Source organism: Virgibacillus alimentarius, assembly GCF_000709085.1.
Classification (GTDB): Bacteria; Bacillota; Bacilli; order Bacillales; family Amphibacillaceae; genus Virgibacillus_B; species Virgibacillus_B alimentarius.
Genome location: NZ_JFBD01000082.1, coordinates 1 through 16846 on the forward strand (window position 1 = coordinate 1; position 16846 = coordinate 16846).

Consider the following 16846-nt stretch of genomic DNA (forward strand, 5'->3'; position numbering starts at 1 on the left):
TTTTTTGAACATACAATCACTCCTATTTTTTTATTTGCATCTAATATGCAAGTCATATGAATATTCAGAACTGGAAGAATCGTTTCGCCCGCAAGTAGGGTCATTCTTTCTCATCATGCTGTTTTAAATGGAGTATAAGTTATCATTCCTATGTAGAAATAAGTCCCCTGTACTGCACTGCTGTTAATACTAATCTTATAGACTTACAAAAATAGATGAAACTTATGTAAGTATAACGAAGAAGAATTACCACAACAACGGTACAATCTACTAGGAAAAACTATTCAAATAGGGATGGTAAAGTATGGTTATATCAACTACATTAGGAAAAAAGTGGTGTATTATTGTGAATTATCTATTAATTTTTGAAAAGAAGTGTTATCGTAAATAGGCTTGAAAAGGACTTTCGACTCCCAATCCTATCCAAAATAAGAAATGTTTTAAAAAAGATGAATGAATGATAAATATTTTACATATTTTATTTATGGAGAGCTTGTTAATACATACAAGAGTCTATATAATAATTGTAAGAATTTAAAAAAGGAATGAGAAAATGGGGAAGCGTATATTTTATTTTTTGCTAACGAACGTATTAGTTTTAACAACAATTAGCATTATTCTTTCTCTTACAGGCGGTTGGAATTACATTGGCCAGAACGGTATTAATTATGGTGCACTCCTTATATTCAGTGCGGTTGTCGGTTTCACTGGGTCCTTTATTTCCCTGGCAATATCACGCTGGATGGCAAAACGGGTGATGGGGGTTCAAGTGATCAATCCTGAAGCGCCTAAATCTGACGCTGAAAGAGAAGTAGTGGAAAAAGTACATCGCCTTGCAAGAACTGCAGGGTTAATGCATATGCCTGAGGTGGGCATTTACGGGTCACCGGAGGTAAATGCCTTTGCTACAGGTCCATCGAAAAAACGCTCATTGGTAGCTGTATCTACTGGATTGTTGAACGAAATGGATGACGATGCAGTGGAGGGTGTAATTGCTCATGAGGTGGCTCATATAGCGAATGGCGATATGGTTACGATGACATTATTGCAGGGGGTCGTAAATACCTTTGTCGTTTTCTTGGCTCGTATTGTTGCTTATGTTGTTTCTCAATTTGTTCGAGAAGAAATCGCTCCAATCGTACATTTTTTAGCCATTCTTGTTTTTCAAATTTTATTTTCGATTTTAGGAAGTCTTGTTGTTTTTGCCTACTCAAGACATCGAGAGTTCCATGCTGATAAAGGTGGAGCAGATTTGGCAGGAAAAGATAAAATGAGGCATGCTTTAGAAATGCTTAAAGTATATTCGAACCGGATTAAAGGAGAAGAACAAACTGCAATTGCTACGTTAAAAATAAATAATAAAGGCAAAAAATCGATGATATTTTCGACACATCCAGATTTGGATGAGCGAATTAAGCGCTTAGTTTAGTTTTTAATGGGCATTCAGGCTATGGATGCCCATTAAATCCACTAACCAGCTGGTCGAATGGTTTGCTTTTTTTGTGAAAACTGTTATGATGATAAATATCAACTTTTGAATAATTAAATAATTTTGATTCTTATCAAGAGAGGTTAAGGAACTAGTCCAATGACACCTCAGCAACCTGTCGCACTATTGCAGACAAGGTGCTAATTCTAGCAAGTTTTGTTACTTGAAAGATAGGGAGATGACAATGCAAATAATACAGTCTCTTCTTTATCGGAGAGGCTTTTTTACTTTTGATGAAAAAATAGAAAGGAGATTGTGTTCCATTGCCAATAAATATATCTAAAGAATTACCTGCCATTGAGGTGTTAAAAGAGGAGAAAATCTTTGTAATGGATGAGGATCGAGCAAGAACGCAGGATATTCGTCCACTTAATATCATCATTTTAAATTTGATGCCTGAGAAGGAAAAGACAGAGCTTCAACTTTTGCGTTTACTCGGGAATACACCACTTCAGGTGAATATATCGTTCCTGCGCATGACCACACATCGCTCTAAAAATGTTGATAAATCACATTTGGATACGTTTTATGAGAAGTTTGCCGATATAAAGGATCGTCGTTTTGACGGCATGATTATTACTGGGGCTCCCATTGAGCATTTAGCTTTTGAAGAAGTGAATTACTGGGAAGAGTTAGAGGAGATCATGGAATGGACGAAAGAAAACGTAACTTCTGTTCTGCATATTTGCTGGGGTGCACAAGCGGCTTTATATTATCATTATGGAATTGGAAAATATGAATTGCCTAAAAAAATTTCTGGGATTTATAACCATCGTGTAGCTGATCCTACTGTGAAGCTTGTGCGCGGATTTAATGATATATTCCAGGCGCCACATTCAAGATATACAGCGGTTTCTGTAGAAGAAATTAAAAATCATCCAGACTTAGAATTACTTTCTGCTTCTGATGAGGTGGGGGCCTTTATTATTATGTCACAGGATGCAAAGCATATTATGATTACGGGACATTTAGAATATGATGCGACAACGCTTGCTGAAGAGTATGAACGTGACCTTAGCAAAGGTCTAGATGCTGACATACCCGAAAATTACTTTCCGAACGATGATATAAACGAAAGACCGCTCAATTCCTGGCGATCTCATACACATTTACTGTTTTCCAACTGGCTTAATTACTATGTATATCAGCAAACCCCTTTTGAATGGAAATAAAAATGAAACTGCTTTTTAAAATAGCAGTTTCATTTAGCTTTAATGGCGTTTGCTTAGCCATAATACACCTGATTTAGCTAGGCGCGGCAAGAGACCTGTCATTGGTTGCTGCATCATATTGCCAAAGCCGTCTGATTTGCCTAAGGAGCCAAGTGTTCCTTTTAATTTAACTTCTTTTGGTTTCTTTGGTTTTTGGCCATTTAAAACAGCTGCTAATACGTCACCAATTTGTTCCCCCTGCTCTCCAGCTAATTGTGCACTTGGGGAGTGTACAGATGAGGCGCAATCGCCAACTACATAAATATTATTTTGCTCTGGTACTTGATAATAGTCGTTTACAATCAGTTTTTCCTGTTCATCTTTTTTAAATGGCAATGTTCTCGCTAATTCATGAGGCTGAACACCTGCTGTCCAAACGGTAACGTCATTGACGTAGCATACTCCGTTATTACAGACGCCGTCTTTTTCAACATATTCCACATTTGCATGATGGAGAACTTCTACATCGTTTTTTAAAAACCAATCGGATACATGGGCCTGGATTTTTGGATCAAATGGCCTTAATACAGAGCCTCCGCGGTCAAGTAATCGTATATTCAGATCTGGTCTGCTTTCCCTGACTTCTGAAGCAACTTCGATTCCGCTTAATCCGGCACCAACAACAGTTAATTTTCCATATGCTTTCAAATTACCAATAGCCGTTCCTGTGAGCCTCGCTTTAGAAAAAGTTTGAACACTTTCAGTAAATTCCGGGGCACCTGGGACACCGTGGTAGTTATCAACACAGCCCAGTGCGATAACTAAATAATCGTAGGATACAACTTTGCTCCAATTTGCAAATCGAATTTCCTCCTGCTCTACATCGATCTGATTCACTTCACCAAATACATATGTAACGCGATCATTTTTTGGAAAGTGTATTCGAACTTCTTTGTCTGCTACAGTTCCTGCTGCTATTGTGTAAAATTCTGTCTTTAAAGAATGATATGGGTTTTTATCGATCACTGTTATTTCAATATCATCTGGGAGGTCCTGGTCTAGTAATTTATATAATATTCTAAAGCCTCCATACCCACCGCCTAAAATAACTAAGTTTCGCATATTAAATCTCCTCTATAATAAAATATAACGTTTCATAACAAATTCATTCATTTGTACGCACCTATTTTAAGATTAACAAAAATATGACAGGAAGACTAGAGAAATTAAAGAATAAATGAGGGGGAAGCTAAAAAGTTGTTTCATATACTATAAATTAACGAAAGCTGTGAATATGCTATACTTAATATGTATTAATAACCTTTTTATCCATTTTTCATTGGAGTGTTCATTTATGTTGAATATCGGGAAAATTATCTTTCATATCATTATTTTATATTGTCTTTATTTCATTGGAAACTGGGTTCAGGATACGCTTGATCTTTTTATACCTGGAAGTGTTATTGGGATGATTCTTTTATTCATTTTACTTTTGACAAATATATTGAAAGTTACATGGATTGAACAAGGAGCCCAATTTCTTATCAAAAACTTATCATTACTGTTTATTCCTGTTACTGTTGGGGTTATTGATTATTTTTCCTTATTCGCTGGAAAAGGTGTTCGTCTAATTGGAATAGTGCTTCTTAGTACAGTGCTTGTAATGATTATCTCTGGTGCAGTTAGTCAATGGATCGGAAATCGAAAGGATTTAAAGCATGATTAATTTTTTCATTGGTTTACTAGCTATCCTATCTACAGTTGGCATTTATATGCTGGCAAAAAAAATAAATGAAAAAGTACCTTCGCCATTTACACTTCCTATTTTAATAGCCACGATTATTATTATTTTGCTTTTGCTTCTCTTTCATATCCCTTATGATACGTATATGATTGGAGGAGAGTGGCTCAATCAATTGCTTGGTCCAGCAGTTGTGGCATTGGCGTATCCTCTTTATGTGCAGCGGAACATTATCAAACAAATTGCAATGCCCATTTTTATCGGCGTATTGATCGGAGCGTTTGTAGGTATATCAACGGGGGTCTTATTTGCAAAGTGGGCGGGATTTGGCGAGCTGATTATTTATTCACTTAGCCCGAAATCGGTCACAACGCCAGTAGCTATGGATATCGCAGATACACTTGGCGGAGCGCCGCCGCTTGCAGTCATTTTTGTCATGATTGCAGGAATTGGAGGAAGTGTGTTGAGTTCGGTTATTTTTAAATGGAGTCGAATTACTAATTATATGGGGCGTGGTGTTGGAATAGGAAGTGCCTCTCATGCAATTGGCACAGCTAAAGCAATGGAGAACAGCCAATTAGAGGGATCGATAAGTACGGTTGCAATGGTGCTTAGCGCTATTTTCGTCTCCATCTTAACACCTGTTCTTGTCAGTTTCTGGATATAGCCTTTCGTTATTGACAATTGGATTTGATTTTGTGATAATAACTTAGAAAATAAATACTGGTACCTTTAATTCAGTCCCGTGAGGCTGACAAGGACGTCGGATAGCAATAATGGATAGGTGTGTGTGAAATACATGCTTATTCTATGAAAAAAGGCTTCTTGTCATTTCTGACAAGGAGCCTTTTTTCATCTATCATCCAACTCCAAGAACGATGTTTTAATCGAAGGGTATTTCTTCGGTACCAGTCATTTTTAAAAATGATATGGAGGAATGAGGATGAAAAAGATAGATTCTGAATTTGCATTACAAGCTGTGCCACAAACACATAGAAATGGTTTTTGGAAAATGCTTGCTGTCATGCTGGGGTTGACATTTTTCTCAGCAAGTATGTGGGCTGGGGGCTCATTAGGGAACGGTTTAACATTTATACAATTTATGGGAATCATGCTGGTAGGAAATTTGATCCTTGGTTTATATACGGGTGCACTTGCCTATATTGCTGCTAAAACAGGCTTGTCCACACACCTTCTTACCCGTTATACGTTTGGGGAGCAGGGGTCTTATTTATCTTCTTTCTTACTTGGAATTACTCAGGTTGGGTGGTTTGGTGTAGGTGTGGCAATGTTTGCGGTACCTGTTCAGAAAATGACAGGGATGAATGTGTACGTATTGATTGTTATCGCAGGCATTTTAATGACTGTGACAGCTTTCTTTGGTATGAAGGCATTAATGATCCTTAGCATGATTGCAGTTCCCGCAATTACTGTACTTGGTAGTCTATCAATGTATAAGGCGACAGAAACGGTGGGCGGTATTCAGGGGTTAATGGAATATCAACCGGCAGAGGCAATCGGACTGGCGACAGCACTAACGATTTGTATGGGTTCGTTTATTAGTGCAGGAACATTGACCCCGGATTTTACGAGATTTGCCAAAACGCCGAAGATGGCAGTTAGTACGACCTTAATAGCCTTTTTTATTGGAAATTCACTCATGTTTTTATTCGGTGCAGTTGGGGCCATAGCAGTAGGTGAATCCGATATTTCAGAAGTAATGTATATGCAAGGCTTAATCTTACCGGCTATCTTGGTGCTCGGTTTAAATATATGGACAACAAATGATAATGCTTTATATGCCTCAGGATTAGGTTTTTCAAACATAACCAAAATAGCAAAAGGGAAAATGGTCATTTTTAATGGTATTCTTGGAACATGTGCTGCAATGTGGCTATATAACAATTTTGTGGACTGGCTAACGATCTTAGGTGCGACTTTACCATCAATCGGAGCAATTGTTTTAGCAGATTACTTCATTGTTAAGCGAGGGAAATACAAAAATTTTGAAGAAATGAAGTTTAAAGCAATTAATTGGATCGCAATTGCTGCATGGGCAGGTGGTGTTGCTGCAGCAAATATTGTACCAGGAGTCCCTCCTATCAATGGACTTTTGGGATCTGCTATTATCTATATAGTAGGGATGAAAATTTCTGATTGGCTGAAGGTAAAGACCGTAAGCAAAGCAGACGTAAAGGTGGGGTAATCAATGATTATTAAGAATGCTAGATTAAGAGACAGAGAGAACCTTTGGAATATTTCCGTAAAGCACGGCGAAATAAGCCAAATCACGCAACAAACAGTAGGCGTGGAAGATGAGGAAATAATCGATGTACAAGGGTCCCTTGTCATACCGCCGTTTATCGAACCGCATATCCATTTGGATACAACGCTGACTGCAGGTGAGCCTGCGTGGAACAAAAGCGGTACATTATTTGAGGGTATTCAACGATGGTCTGAGCGGAAGGAATTACTTACCGCTGAGGATGTAAAAATGCGGGCCAAAAAGGCTATGAAATGGCAAGCCGCTCAGGGAATTCAGCATATACGGACACATGTGGATGTTACAGATCCTAAATTGACTGCATTAAAGGCATTGTTGGAAGTAAAAGAAGAAGTGGCCCCTTGGGTAAACTTGCAACTTGTTGCATTCCCGCAAGAAGGAATCCTTTCTTACCCAAACGGAAAAGAGTTGTTGGAGGAAGCATTAAAAATGGGGGCTGACGTTGTTGGTGGTATTCCTCATTTTGAATTCACAAGAGAATACGGTGTAGCGTCGATGAAAATCGCATTTGATTTAGCGGAAAAATATGATCGTTTAGTTGATATTCATTGTGACGAAATGGATGATGAACAATCCCGCTTCGTAGAAGTTGTTGCAAATGAAGCGTATCAGCGCGGAATAGGAAAATGGGTGACAGCGAGCCATACAACAGCAATGGGGTCTTATAATGATGCTTACACATCTAAATTATTTCGTTTATTGAAAATGTCCGATATTAATTTTATATCTAATCCGCTCGTAAATATTCACTTACAAGGAAGGTTTGATACGTATCCTAAACGAAGGGGATTAACCCGTGTGAAAGAGATGCGAGAAGCTGGATTAAATGTTTGCTTTGGTCATGATGATATTTTTGATCCATGGTATCCACTAGGAACCGGGAATATGCTTCAAGTGCTGCATATGGGTATTCATGCGTCCCAATTAATGGGTTATGAACAAATTATGGATGCCATGGATCTTATTACAGATAATAGTGCACGGACACTGGATATAGAAGCGGATTATGGAATCGAAGTTGGTAAACCTGCTAACTTCATTGTACTGGACGCGCAAAATGCATATGAGGCAGTTCGAAAGCAAGCTTGTGTTAGGTATTCCATTCATAATGGAGAGATTATTGCCGAAACAAAACCCCGCGAGACAATAATAAGACTTGAGGATTCTGAAGAAATGATTGATTTTAACAAATAATGTATATGGGACCTTTTGAAAAGGTTGTTCATTTTTTATAGAATCAATTTCACGAGGTATGATAAAATACTCTTAGGATCGTTTGCATACTACTTTCAATAAGAGAGGAACTTTTGAATGAAGCATATAATTTCTGGTAAAACAAAAGATGTTTATGAACTTGAAAATGGTAACTACCTGCTTCAATTTAAGGATGATGTAACCGGCGAAGATGGGGTCTTTGATCCAGGTGCAAATACAGTTGGACTTACGATAGAAGGGGCCGGAAAGGCGGGATTAAGCCTTACTAAATTCTTCTTTGAAAAATTAAAGAAAAAAAATATACCTACCCATTATATTGATGCAAACATTGATGAAGCGACTATGACAGTGACTCCAGCTACTGTATTTGGCGAAGGCCTGGAAATCATTTGCCGCTTTCGAGCTGTAGGAAGCTTTTTAAGAAGATATGGCAAATATGTGGATGAAGGGCAACCGTTAGATGCATTTGTTGAAGTTACATTAAAGGATGATGAGCGCAAGGATCCTCCAATTAGTAAGGATGCACTTCATATGCTTGGAATTGCTACTCGTGAAGAATACGATCGTTTAAAAAGGCTCACAATCGATATTTCACAGATTGTAAAAGAGGAACTTGCAGCGAAAGGGATTGAACTTTATGACATTAAGCTTGAGTTTGGCAGAGATGCAAATAACCAGATTGTGCTGATTGATGAAATTTCTGGCGGTAATATGAGGGCTTACAAAGATGGAATCTATATGGAACCACTTGAGCTGACAAAAATAATGCTTGAAAGCTAGTGTATGAATTCAAAGGTGCTTGACAATTTATTGTTAGGCACTTTTTTAATTTTGGTAGCTTTATAAGATTATTCAAGATATGACATTTGTCATTTTTTCTAATGACAGATATGACTTATATTATCTAATGATAATCCATAGGATAGGAGATATGGTTAATCGTTTTGTATCAACGCGGACCAATGATCCTAGGAGGAAAAAAATGAGTAAGCAAAAGCAAATACAATTACGAAAAAACGTAGCGCCGTTTGCAAAGTCGAACACGAAATCAGCTGTTTTGCAACTTATTAATACATTGTTGCCATTTTTCTTGCTTTGGTTTCTTGCATACCAGAGTTTATCTGTTTCTATTTGGTTAACGCTTGCATTGTCGGTAATTGCATCAGGGTTTGTGATTCGAATCTTTATCATTTTTCATGACTGTACACACCAATCCTTTTTTAAGAGTAAGAGAGCAAATCGTCTAATTGGTACGATGACCGGTATTATTACCTTATTCGCCTTTGAAAAGTGGAAGAGGAATCATGCAATTCATCATGCGACAAGCAGTAACTTGGATAAACGGGGAACTGGAGACGTTTGGATCATGACGGTTGATGAGTATGTTGCCTCTTCATTGTGGAAAAGATTAGCTTATCGTCTTTATCGTAATCCATTGGTGATGTTTGGTTTAGGTCCATTATATCTTTTCTTTATATCTAATCGTTTTAATCGAAAAGACGCAAATCAGAAGGAACGTATGAATACATATTTGATAAATATCTCCATTATAATCATCTATGGAATGCTGATTTGGGCAGTAGGATGGCAAGCCTTTTTAATAATCCAGACGCCAATTCTTTTTATAGCTGGATCACTGGGAATCTGGTTGTTTTATGTACAGCATCAGTTTGAGGACTCCTATTTTGAAAATGAAGATAACTGGGATTTTGTAAAAGCAGCGGTCGATGGCAGTTCTTATTATAAGTTACCGAAAGTAATACAATGGATGACAGGAAGTATTGGTTACCATCATGTGCATCACTTGAGCCCAAGGGTGCCCAACTATAAATTGGAAGAAGCGCATGAATCGACACCGCCTTTAAAACAAGTAACAACCATCACGCTTAAAACGAGCTTAGAGTCTCTTCGTTTCCGGCTTTATGATGAAGCGAATCAGAAATTTATCTCCTTTAAAGAAGGAAAGGCATTGTTGCACAAGTCTAAACCTAATATTTATATAAATCCAAGATCAAGTCTTCAGAAAAAATAGTAATATACGCTATCCAATTGATATAAATTAGCCCTTCTATGTGTTGGAGGGCTTTTTCCTGTTATAATAAATAAGTGTGTGATCATGATCGTATATGATAGATAAGGGAGGATCAGCAATGCCAAAATCAAGGCCAAATTGGTTTCATATTATCCCCAGAAGTACTGGACTTAGCTCATATGTGTGGGTCATATTTTGTATCCTTCCTTTCTATTTTGTTGTGTTTCGTTCTTCTTCCCTTTTAGAGATTATTTTTGGTATTATCATGATTTTATTATTTTTTACTGCTTATAGAGTTTCCTTTCTTTCCAAAGGATGGACAGTCTACTTGTCAGTTAGTATAGAAATGATCATTAGCATCGTGATGACCCTCGTTTTAGGCTATGTTTACTTTTCATTATTCCTCGCCTTTTATATAGGTAACATTCAAAGAAAGGCTGGGTTTATTACACTATATATTGTCCATCTTGTTACAACGATTATTGCGATTAGTATCCGTTTCTTTATGCATAGTGAAATATTTTTCTCTCAATTGCCTTTTATTATCATTACGATTCTAGGTGTTATTCTGTTGCCCTTAAATATATATAATCGCAACAAACGCGAAAGATTAGAGGATCAATTGAAAAGGGCGAATGAGAAAATATCGCAGTTGGTTGTTTTAGAAGAGCGTCAACGAATTGCTAGGGATCTTCATGATATTCTTGGACAAAAACTCTCCCTTATCGGCTTGAAAAGTGACCTGGCAGGGAAATTAATCGACCTTAAGCCAAATGCTGCAAAATTAGAAATAGATGACATCCATCAAACGGCAAGAACGGCTTTAAAGGAGGTGCGTGAGCTAGTTTCAGACATGAAGGGTGTAAGATTGGAAGATGAATTAGTACGTGTTCGACAAATTTTACAAGCAGCACAAATTGACCTCTATGTGCATGGAGATAATATGTCTGACAATACACCGTTATTAGCTGAGAATGTACTAGCAATGTGTTTAAAAGAAGCAGTGACGAATGTCGTGAAGCATAGTAAAGCATCCATTTGTACAATTTCCATTACACATTCTCCCAACGATATGATGATTAAAGTTCAAGACAATGGAATGGGATTCCCTGAAAAAATAGATCCCGGCAAAGAAAATGGACTCCAAGGAATGCGAGAAAGACTTGAATTTATCAACGGAAGTTTGGAAACTTATACAGACCATGGAGCAATCATAACCTTTAGCGTACCTAACGTCATTCAACAAACGGGAGGTGATTGATGTGATTCGTATTGTAATTGCTGAAGATCAGCGTATGCTTTTAGGAGCATTGGGGTCGTTGCTTAATCTAGAAGAAGATATGGAGGTTGTTGGAAAGGCAAAGAATGGAGAAGAAGCTATAGCATTAGTGAAGCGACTGGACCCGGATATTTGTATTATGGATATAGAAATGCCCTTAAAAAGCGGGTTAGATGCAGCAGAGGAATTGAAGGATCATGTTTGCAAAATAATTATTTTAACGACATTTGCTAGATCCGGATATTTTGAACGCGCACGGAAGGCTAATGTGAGTGGTTATTTATTAAAAGACAGTCCAAGTGAGGAGTTGGCTGCTTCGATTCGTGTAATTATGGGTGGCCGAAAAGTGTATGCACCAGAATTAGTGGATATGGCTTATGAAGAAGAAAATCCTCTGACAGATCGCGAAAAGGAGATCATCAATCTGATTGCAGAAGGGAAAAGCACAAAGGAAATTGCTGCGCAATTGCATATTGCAAATGGGACGGTTCGAAATTATATTTCCGTAATCTTTGATAAGTTGGAAGTAAGTAACCGTATTGAGGCCATTTCTACATTTAGAGAAAAAGGATGGTTTAGATAACGTAAAATGGTATTCATAGTTAAAAGCTCAAGCAAAAGCAATACTCCTGCTTTTACTTGAGCTATTTTTTACTTGCATTTTAAATTGGGCGGTTCTTTTATTGGGACAGTTACCCGGTCTTCGGTGACATGTACTTGGCATGTTCTTCCATTATAAACATACTTAAAAATGCCATTATTGAAGTCGGTTCCAATTTCTTTATAAAAAATCCCTTCATATTGGTTTTTCTTAGACCTTGTAAAAGTAAGTTGATATCCTTCCTCATCTTGCTGCAGGAATCCCCGAATTCCTTTTTCATAGGAAGTGTCCTCTGATGCTCCCTTTATCGTTCGGTCTACAGAAACAATGTGTATATCAATAAAGGATGTCATTTCCCGCTGGAGTGCATTAACAAAGGATCCCTTAGTTATTTCTTCCCATCTGTTTTGTGGTGTTTGACCAATCACAACTTGGGTTATATTGTATTTATGCGCAATTTCTCCGATTACTTTAACAGAGGGACGTTTTTCATTGTCGCGAATGATAAATTCTTCTACATCCAATTCCTCTGACAACTCTTCCCATCGTTCGATGTAGCTTGATTTTTCTGCATCGAATTTATCATATGGCCGCGTGTCTACTGTTAAAACATATAAGGGACAATCAAGCATATCTGCTAGTTTATAGCCACGTCTGATTAGTCGTTCGCCGTTTGGCCCGTAGTATACACAAACCAAAATACTTTCATCCATCCGACCTTTTCTTCTTTTCACGACGACACCACCTCTACTGTTATTATTCATTATGACATTGAAACGGATATCATTTTACCACGTTGGATTTGATTCGTACACTCTTTTTTGAAAAAAGATGGAATACCTCTTATTTCCCTATAGCATAAGCTAAAAAAGGGAATTTTGCTAGTACATCATGGCATTTTGGTTAAGGTTTATTGTTCGTTTGAAGTGCAGGTAGGCTATATATAGTATATACTTAGAATTAGAGAAATTTTATCATTGATCCTTTCTTCATCTATTCCATAGTTTTTATACTATTTCATTTACCATAAAAAGTTACATTCTACTTTAAAGAACCCTGATATTCCAAAGTAGCTGCAAAGCATAGTTGCTCCGTATATTTCTATTCTTATATTACCATCTGGAAAAACACCTGCAGGCTGTAAAGGTAAAGCAGACGATCATTCCTAGGAGGTTAACCTTTGTCAACTGTAAATATGGCGATCTTCATTCCGTTTATAGCTGCCATGCTTATCCCGCTCGTTTATAAAAAACTCCCGCGGTTACATATAGGTTGGATTGTACTCGTTATTCCAACATTTTTGTTTATTCGTCTTGCTTGCTATATTCCAACGATAGCAAGAGGGGAAACATATTTGTATACGGCGCAGTGGATCCCATCATTTGATATATATTTTAGCACTTACCTGGATGGTCTTAGTATGATCTTCGGTCTTTTAATTACGGGTGTTGGCGCTTTAGTAATTCTTTACTCCATCTATTACTTATCCACAAAAGAATCTCTGCAACATTTTTATATCTATCTGATGTTATTTATGGGTGCAATGCTTGGCGTTGTCTTTTCGGATAATATCATGGTTTTATATGTGTTCTGGGAACTAACAAGCATTTCTTCCTTTCTGTTAATCGCCTTTTGGTACCACAGGAAAGGATCCAGATACGGAGCGAGAAAGTCACTACTTATTACCGTAGGTGGCGGTTTTGCGATGCTTGTTGGTTTTATTATGATTTACACAATGACCGGAACCTTTCATGTACGTGAGATAATAGCTGTGATTGGGGAACATAAGGAAAGTCACTTATTTTTACCAGCAATGCTATTACTACTCTTCGGGGCGTTTACGAAGTCAGCACAATTTCCGTTTCATATTTGGCTACCGAACGCAATGGAAGCTCCTACACCAGTAAGTGCTTATTTGCATTCAGCTACAATGGTGAAAGCTGGTATTTATTTAGTCGCTCGATTTACCCCTGTTTTTGGCGGGGAAGCTGTTTGGTTTTGGCTGATAAGCGGTGTTGGTTTATTTACGCTTTTTTGGGGCTCTTTCTGTGCCATTCGTCAAACGGATTTAAAAGCATTGCTTGCGTACTCAACAGTAAGTCAATTAGGAATGATTATGTGTCTGTTTGGAATCGGTTCTGCATCCTTGCATATGGATGCGAATATAGAAGCGGTTTTATATACACAAGCTACATTTGCGGCTTTGTTCCATCTTATTAATCACTCCACGTTTAAAGGTGCATTATTCATGGTTGTCGGGATCGTGGATTATCGAGTAGGTACCAGGGACATTCGCAAGTTAGGAGGGCTAATGGCTTTTATGCCCATTTCCTTCACAGTAGCAGTCATTGGAAGCTTTTCAATGGCAGGTTTGCCCCCGTTTAATGGTTTCTTGAGTAAGGAAATGTTTTTCACGGCTGTTTTGCATGTACGCAAACTGGACATTTTTGCAATGGATACGTTTGGAATTCTGTTCCCGGTTATTGCTTGGATAGCAAGCTGTTTTACATTCATCTATTGTATGATTATCGTATGGCAGACCTTCTTTGGACCTTATCGAAGGGAAAAATTAGAGAGGAAATCGCGCGAGGCTTCACCAGGTATGTTAATTGCCCCAGTGACACTGGCTTTATTTGTTGTAGGCATTTTCTTTTTTCCAAATGTACTTGGGGATTATATACTGAAACCCGCAATGGCCAGCGTGTTTCCTTCGTTTCAAAGCGACAATTATTTACGTCAGCCTATTTCCCCGTGGCATGGTTTTAATACAGAATTGATGATGACCATTGGGATTCTTATTATTGGTACATTATTATATATGTCACGGCGCTACTGGAAAGGTATTTATAACCTTGTTCCAGACAGCTGGACATTGGATAATTTATATAACAACACGCTCACTCAGATGGAGGCAGGTTCTTCCTTCATTACCTCTTTTTATATGACCGGATATCTAAGACATTATCTTTTATACATGTACGTTTTCTTTATTCTTGCTGTAGGAGGAGTTTTAGTTTACACAGGAGCATTTGATTTCCATATGGCAAACGATGCACCGATTAACTCGTATGAGTGGATGATTGCGGGTGTGGTCTTCACTTCGGCTATTGCGATACTATTTGCAAAGTCCAGGCTGACCTCTATTATATTAAATGGTGTGATTGGCTACGCGATTGCTGTCTTTTTTGTATTATTTCGTGCGCCAGATTTAGCCTTAACACAAATTGTTGTAGAAACAGTGACAACCGCTTTATTTCTGCTTTGTTTTTATTTTCTGCCACCATGGAGAAAAGAGAACGCTGAGCCAAGATCGAAACGAGTAAATCTAGTGATCTCTATTGCTGTCGGCCTTGTTTTTATCCTTGTGGCCCTCTCCGTTAAGAGTGGCAAATTGTTTGATACGATAGCTGTTTATTTTGAGAATGCTGATGAACTTGCGGGCGGAAATAACATTGTAAATACAATTTTAGCTGACTTTCGGGCTTTTGATACGATGCTTGAAGTCATTGTTCTTCTCATTGCAGGGATTGGTGTCTTTTCATTAATCCGGCTAAAGGCTGGGAAGGGGGCTGAAAAGATTGAAGATTAACGATGTTATCTTGCAGGCGATAACGAAAATTGTTGTATTTATTATCTTAACGCTAGCTGTCTATTTATTCTTCTCTGGTCATCATACACCTGGAGGGGGATTTGTTGGCGGCCTTGTACTGGCTTCTGCTTTTGTATTACTCTGTCTAGCTTATGATGTTGAAACGGTTCAAAAAGGTATTCCATTTGATTTTAAGTATGTAGCGGCTCTAGGAGCTTTGATTATGCTAATTGTCGGTTTGGGATCTATTGTATTTGATGTTCCTTTTCTCAGTCAGTCATTCACTTCGATGGAGTCCTCCCTCTTTGGGAAAATAGAAATTTCTACTGTGACCCTATTTGAAGCTGGAGTTGCTCTTTCAGTAGTAGGAGTGGTTGTTACGATTATTTTAAGTATTAGTAAGGATGTGTAGGATATGGAAACGTTAATAATCATCCTAGCAGGAATTTTAGTTATGGTTGCTACTTATTTGATCCTTTCCAAAGGCTTAATACGGATTGTTCTAGGAGCTGCTATTCTTACCCATGCAATCCATCTGCTCTTGATGACAATGGGAGGATTAAAAAAAGGAGATGTACCACTGCTTGGTGAGAATGCAGCGTCGTATACAGATGCACTACCTCAAGCACTGATTCTCACTTCCATCGTTATCAACTTTGCTGTAACTGCCTTTTTTCTAGTATTAGCTTATCGTACTTATCAAGAACTAAAGACAGATAACCTCAACGCTATGCGGGGGTTTAAAGATGAATAATAGCATGATACTGCCATTGATTCTCCCTGTTTTTGCTGGGGTCTTCCTTATCTTTTTGCGTTCTTTTATAAACGTTCAAAGATGGGTAAGTTTTCTTGTAATGGTCATCAATAGTGGAATAAGCATTTATCTATTAAATCGAATCCAAACAGAGGGGATTTTACGACTGGATTTAGGGGGATGGGCACCTCCTTATGGAATAACATTTGTAGCAGATTCCTTTGCAATGCTCCTCGTGTTGACAACTAGCATTGTAACGAGTATTTGTTTGCTTTATGCCTTTTATTCGATTGGACGAAAGCGGGAAAAGATGTTCTTCTATCCTTTTGTGAATTTTATGGTTGCGGGCGTAAATGGGTCTTTTTTAACCGGCGATTTATTTAATCTTTTCGTTTGCTTTGAAGTGATGCTCCTTGCTTCATACATATTGCTTACATTAGGCAGTGAAAAATTTCAGCTGAAGGAGGCTCTCAAATATCTTACCATTAATGTCATTTCCTCCTGGTTCTTTTTAGTAGCCATTGCCTATTTATATGGAACGGTCGGTACATTAAATTTTGCACATTTGTCTGTGCGTATTGCTGAGGCAGGGCAAACACCAATTTTAACGGTGATAAGCATATTATTTCTTTTGGTATTTAGTTTGAAAGCTGGGCTGCTGCTTTATCAATGGCTACCGGGGTCGTATAGTGCACCACCTACAGCTGTGGC

At 37.9% G+C, this 16846-nt stretch carries 16 protein-coding genes and 1 riboswitch; of the genes, 14 read left to right on the top strand and 2 right to left on the bottom strand.

Annotated features, from left to right (window positions below):
* Positions 1–553: 553 nt before the first annotated feature.
* On the top strand, positions 554–1429 hold the full coding sequence (gene htpX, locus GZ63_RS0112805) for a protease HtpX (protein WP_029270175.1): 876 nt from the start codon (positions 554–556) through the stop codon (positions 1427–1429).
* 127 nt (positions 1430–1556) lie between these two features.
* Positions 1557–1666: riboswitch (SAM riboswitch) on the top strand.
* A gap of 86 nt (positions 1667–1752) precedes the next feature.
* Positions 1753–2661: a homoserine O-acetyltransferase MetA gene (gene metA / locus GZ63_RS0112810; RefSeq protein ID WP_029270177.1), complete on the top strand. Its 909-nt coding sequence runs from the start codon at positions 1753–1755 to the stop codon at positions 2659–2661.
* Between the two features lie 39 nt (positions 2662–2700).
* Here metA and GZ63_RS0112815 read toward each other — a convergent pair whose 3' ends face one another.
* Entirely contained in the window at positions 2701–3762 is a 1062-nt protein-coding gene (locus GZ63_RS0112815; RefSeq protein WP_029270179.1) for an NAD(P)/FAD-dependent oxidoreductase, read from the bottom strand.
* Between the two features lie 232 nt (positions 3763–3994).
* Here GZ63_RS0112815 and GZ63_RS0112820 point away from each other — a divergent pair, with 232 nt between their 5' ends.
* The 8 genes from GZ63_RS0112820 to GZ63_RS0112855 all read left to right on the top strand — a co-directional run bounded on the left by GZ63_RS0112820 (position 3995) and on the right by GZ63_RS0112855 (position 11774).
* Positions 3995–4366, top strand: coding sequence for a CidA/LrgA family protein (locus GZ63_RS0112820; protein ID WP_029270181.1), 372 nt, complete (start codon positions 3995–3997; stop codon positions 4364–4366).
* Positions 4359–5048 (top strand): LrgB family protein, encoded by a 690-nt coding sequence (locus GZ63_RS0112825; RefSeq protein WP_029270183.1) that lies wholly within the window; start codon positions 4359–4361, stop codon positions 5046–5048. Before GZ63_RS0112820 ends, GZ63_RS0112825 begins: the two co-directional genes overlap by 8 nt.
* Positions 5049–5324: 276 nt before the next feature.
* Positions 5325–6587: a cytosine permease gene (codB, locus tag GZ63_RS0112830; RefSeq protein ID WP_029270184.1), complete on the top strand. Its 1263-nt coding sequence runs from the start codon at positions 5325–5327 to the stop codon at positions 6585–6587.
* A 3-nt stretch (positions 6588–6590) separates the two neighbouring features.
* Entirely contained in the window at positions 6591–7859 is a 1269-nt protein-coding gene (locus GZ63_RS0112835) for a cytosine deaminase (protein WP_029270186.1), read from the top strand.
* Between the two features lie 117 nt (positions 7860–7976).
* Complete coding sequence (locus GZ63_RS0112840; protein ID WP_029270188.1) at positions 7977–8660, top strand: phosphoribosylaminoimidazolesuccinocarboxamide synthase; 684 nt, start codon at positions 7977–7979, stop codon at positions 8658–8660.
* Positions 8661–8862: 202 nt separating this feature from the next.
* Positions 8863–9912 carry a fatty acid desaturase gene (locus GZ63_RS0112845; protein WP_029270190.1) on the top strand — a complete coding sequence of 350 codons (1050 nt, stop codon included), beginning with the start codon at positions 8863–8865 and terminating at the stop codon, positions 9910–9912.
* A gap of 118 nt (positions 9913–10030) precedes the next feature.
* Positions 10031–11173, top strand: coding sequence for a sensor histidine kinase (locus GZ63_RS0112850; protein ID WP_029270192.1), 1143 nt, complete (start codon positions 10031–10033; stop codon positions 11171–11173).
* Position 11174: 1 nt separating this feature from the next.
* The gene (locus tag GZ63_RS0112855; protein WP_029270194.1) at positions 11175–11774 is read left to right on the top strand and encodes a response regulator transcription factor; all 600 of its coding nucleotides are present in this window, start codon (positions 11175–11177) and stop codon (positions 11772–11774) included.
* Between the two features lie 68 nt (positions 11775–11842).
* Here the strand turns inward: GZ63_RS0112855 and GZ63_RS0112860 are convergent, their stop codons facing one another.
* The gene (locus GZ63_RS0112860; protein WP_029270196.1) at positions 11843–12526 is read right to left on the bottom strand and encodes a universal stress protein; all 684 of its coding nucleotides are present in this window, start codon (positions 12524–12526) and stop codon (positions 11843–11845) included.
* Positions 12527–12972: 446 nt separating this feature from the next.
* On the opposite strand from GZ63_RS0112860, the gene GZ63_RS0112865 reads away from it, so the two are divergent.
* The 4 genes from GZ63_RS0112865 to GZ63_RS0112880 form a co-directional block, all read left to right on the top strand.
* Positions 12973–15381: a Na+/H+ antiporter subunit A gene (locus GZ63_RS0112865; RefSeq protein ID WP_029270198.1), complete on the top strand. Its 2409-nt coding sequence runs from the start codon at positions 12973–12975 to the stop codon at positions 15379–15381.
* Entirely contained in the window at positions 15371–15793 is a 423-nt protein-coding gene (locus tag GZ63_RS0112870) for a Na(+)/H(+) antiporter subunit B (protein ID WP_029270200.1), read from the top strand. Before GZ63_RS0112865 ends, GZ63_RS0112870 begins: the two co-directional genes overlap by 11 nt.
* Positions 15794–15796: 3 nt before the next feature.
* On the top strand, positions 15797–16135 hold the full coding sequence (locus GZ63_RS0112875; protein WP_029270202.1) for a Na(+)/H(+) antiporter subunit C: 339 nt from the start codon (positions 15797–15799) through the stop codon (positions 16133–16135).
* Positions 16128–16846, top strand: a 719-nt coding sequence (locus GZ63_RS0112880) for a proton-conducting transporter transmembrane domain-containing protein (protein ID WP_029270204.1), incomplete at its 3' end; no start/stop codon positions are given. The genes GZ63_RS0112875 and GZ63_RS0112880, both read left to right, overlap by 8 nt.

Coding starts and splice junctions, on each gene's coding strand:
- htpX (WP_029270175.1), top strand. CDS start 554: ATGGGGAAGCGTATATTTTATTTTTTGCTAACGAACGTATTAGTTTTA.
- GZ63_RS0112815 (WP_029270179.1), bottom strand. CDS start 3,762: ATGCGAAACTTAGTTATTTTAGGCGGTGGGTATGGAGGCTTTAGAATA.
- GZ63_RS0112820 (WP_029270181.1), top strand. CDS start 3,995: ATGTTGAATATCGGGAAAATTATCTTTCATATCATTATTTTATATTGT.
- GZ63_RS0112825 (WP_029270183.1), top strand. CDS start 4,359: ATGATTAATTTTTTCATTGGTTTACTAGCTATCCTATCTACAGTTGGC.
- codB (WP_029270184.1), top strand. CDS start 5,325: ATGAAAAAGATAGATTCTGAATTTGCATTACAAGCTGTGCCACAAACA.
- GZ63_RS0112835 (WP_029270186.1), top strand. CDS start 6,591: ATGATTATTAAGAATGCTAGATTAAGAGACAGAGAGAACCTTTGGAAT.
- GZ63_RS0112840 (WP_029270188.1), top strand. CDS start 7,977: ATGAAGCATATAATTTCTGGTAAAACAAAAGATGTTTATGAACTTGAA.
- GZ63_RS0112845 (WP_029270190.1), top strand. CDS start 8,863: ATGAGTAAGCAAAAGCAAATACAATTACGAAAAAACGTAGCGCCGTTT.
- GZ63_RS0112850 (WP_029270192.1), top strand. CDS start 10,031: ATGCCAAAATCAAGGCCAAATTGGTTTCATATTATCCCCAGAAGTACT.
- GZ63_RS0112875 (WP_029270202.1), top strand. CDS start 15,797: ATGGAAACGTTAATAATCATCCTAGCAGGAATTTTAGTTATGGTTGCT.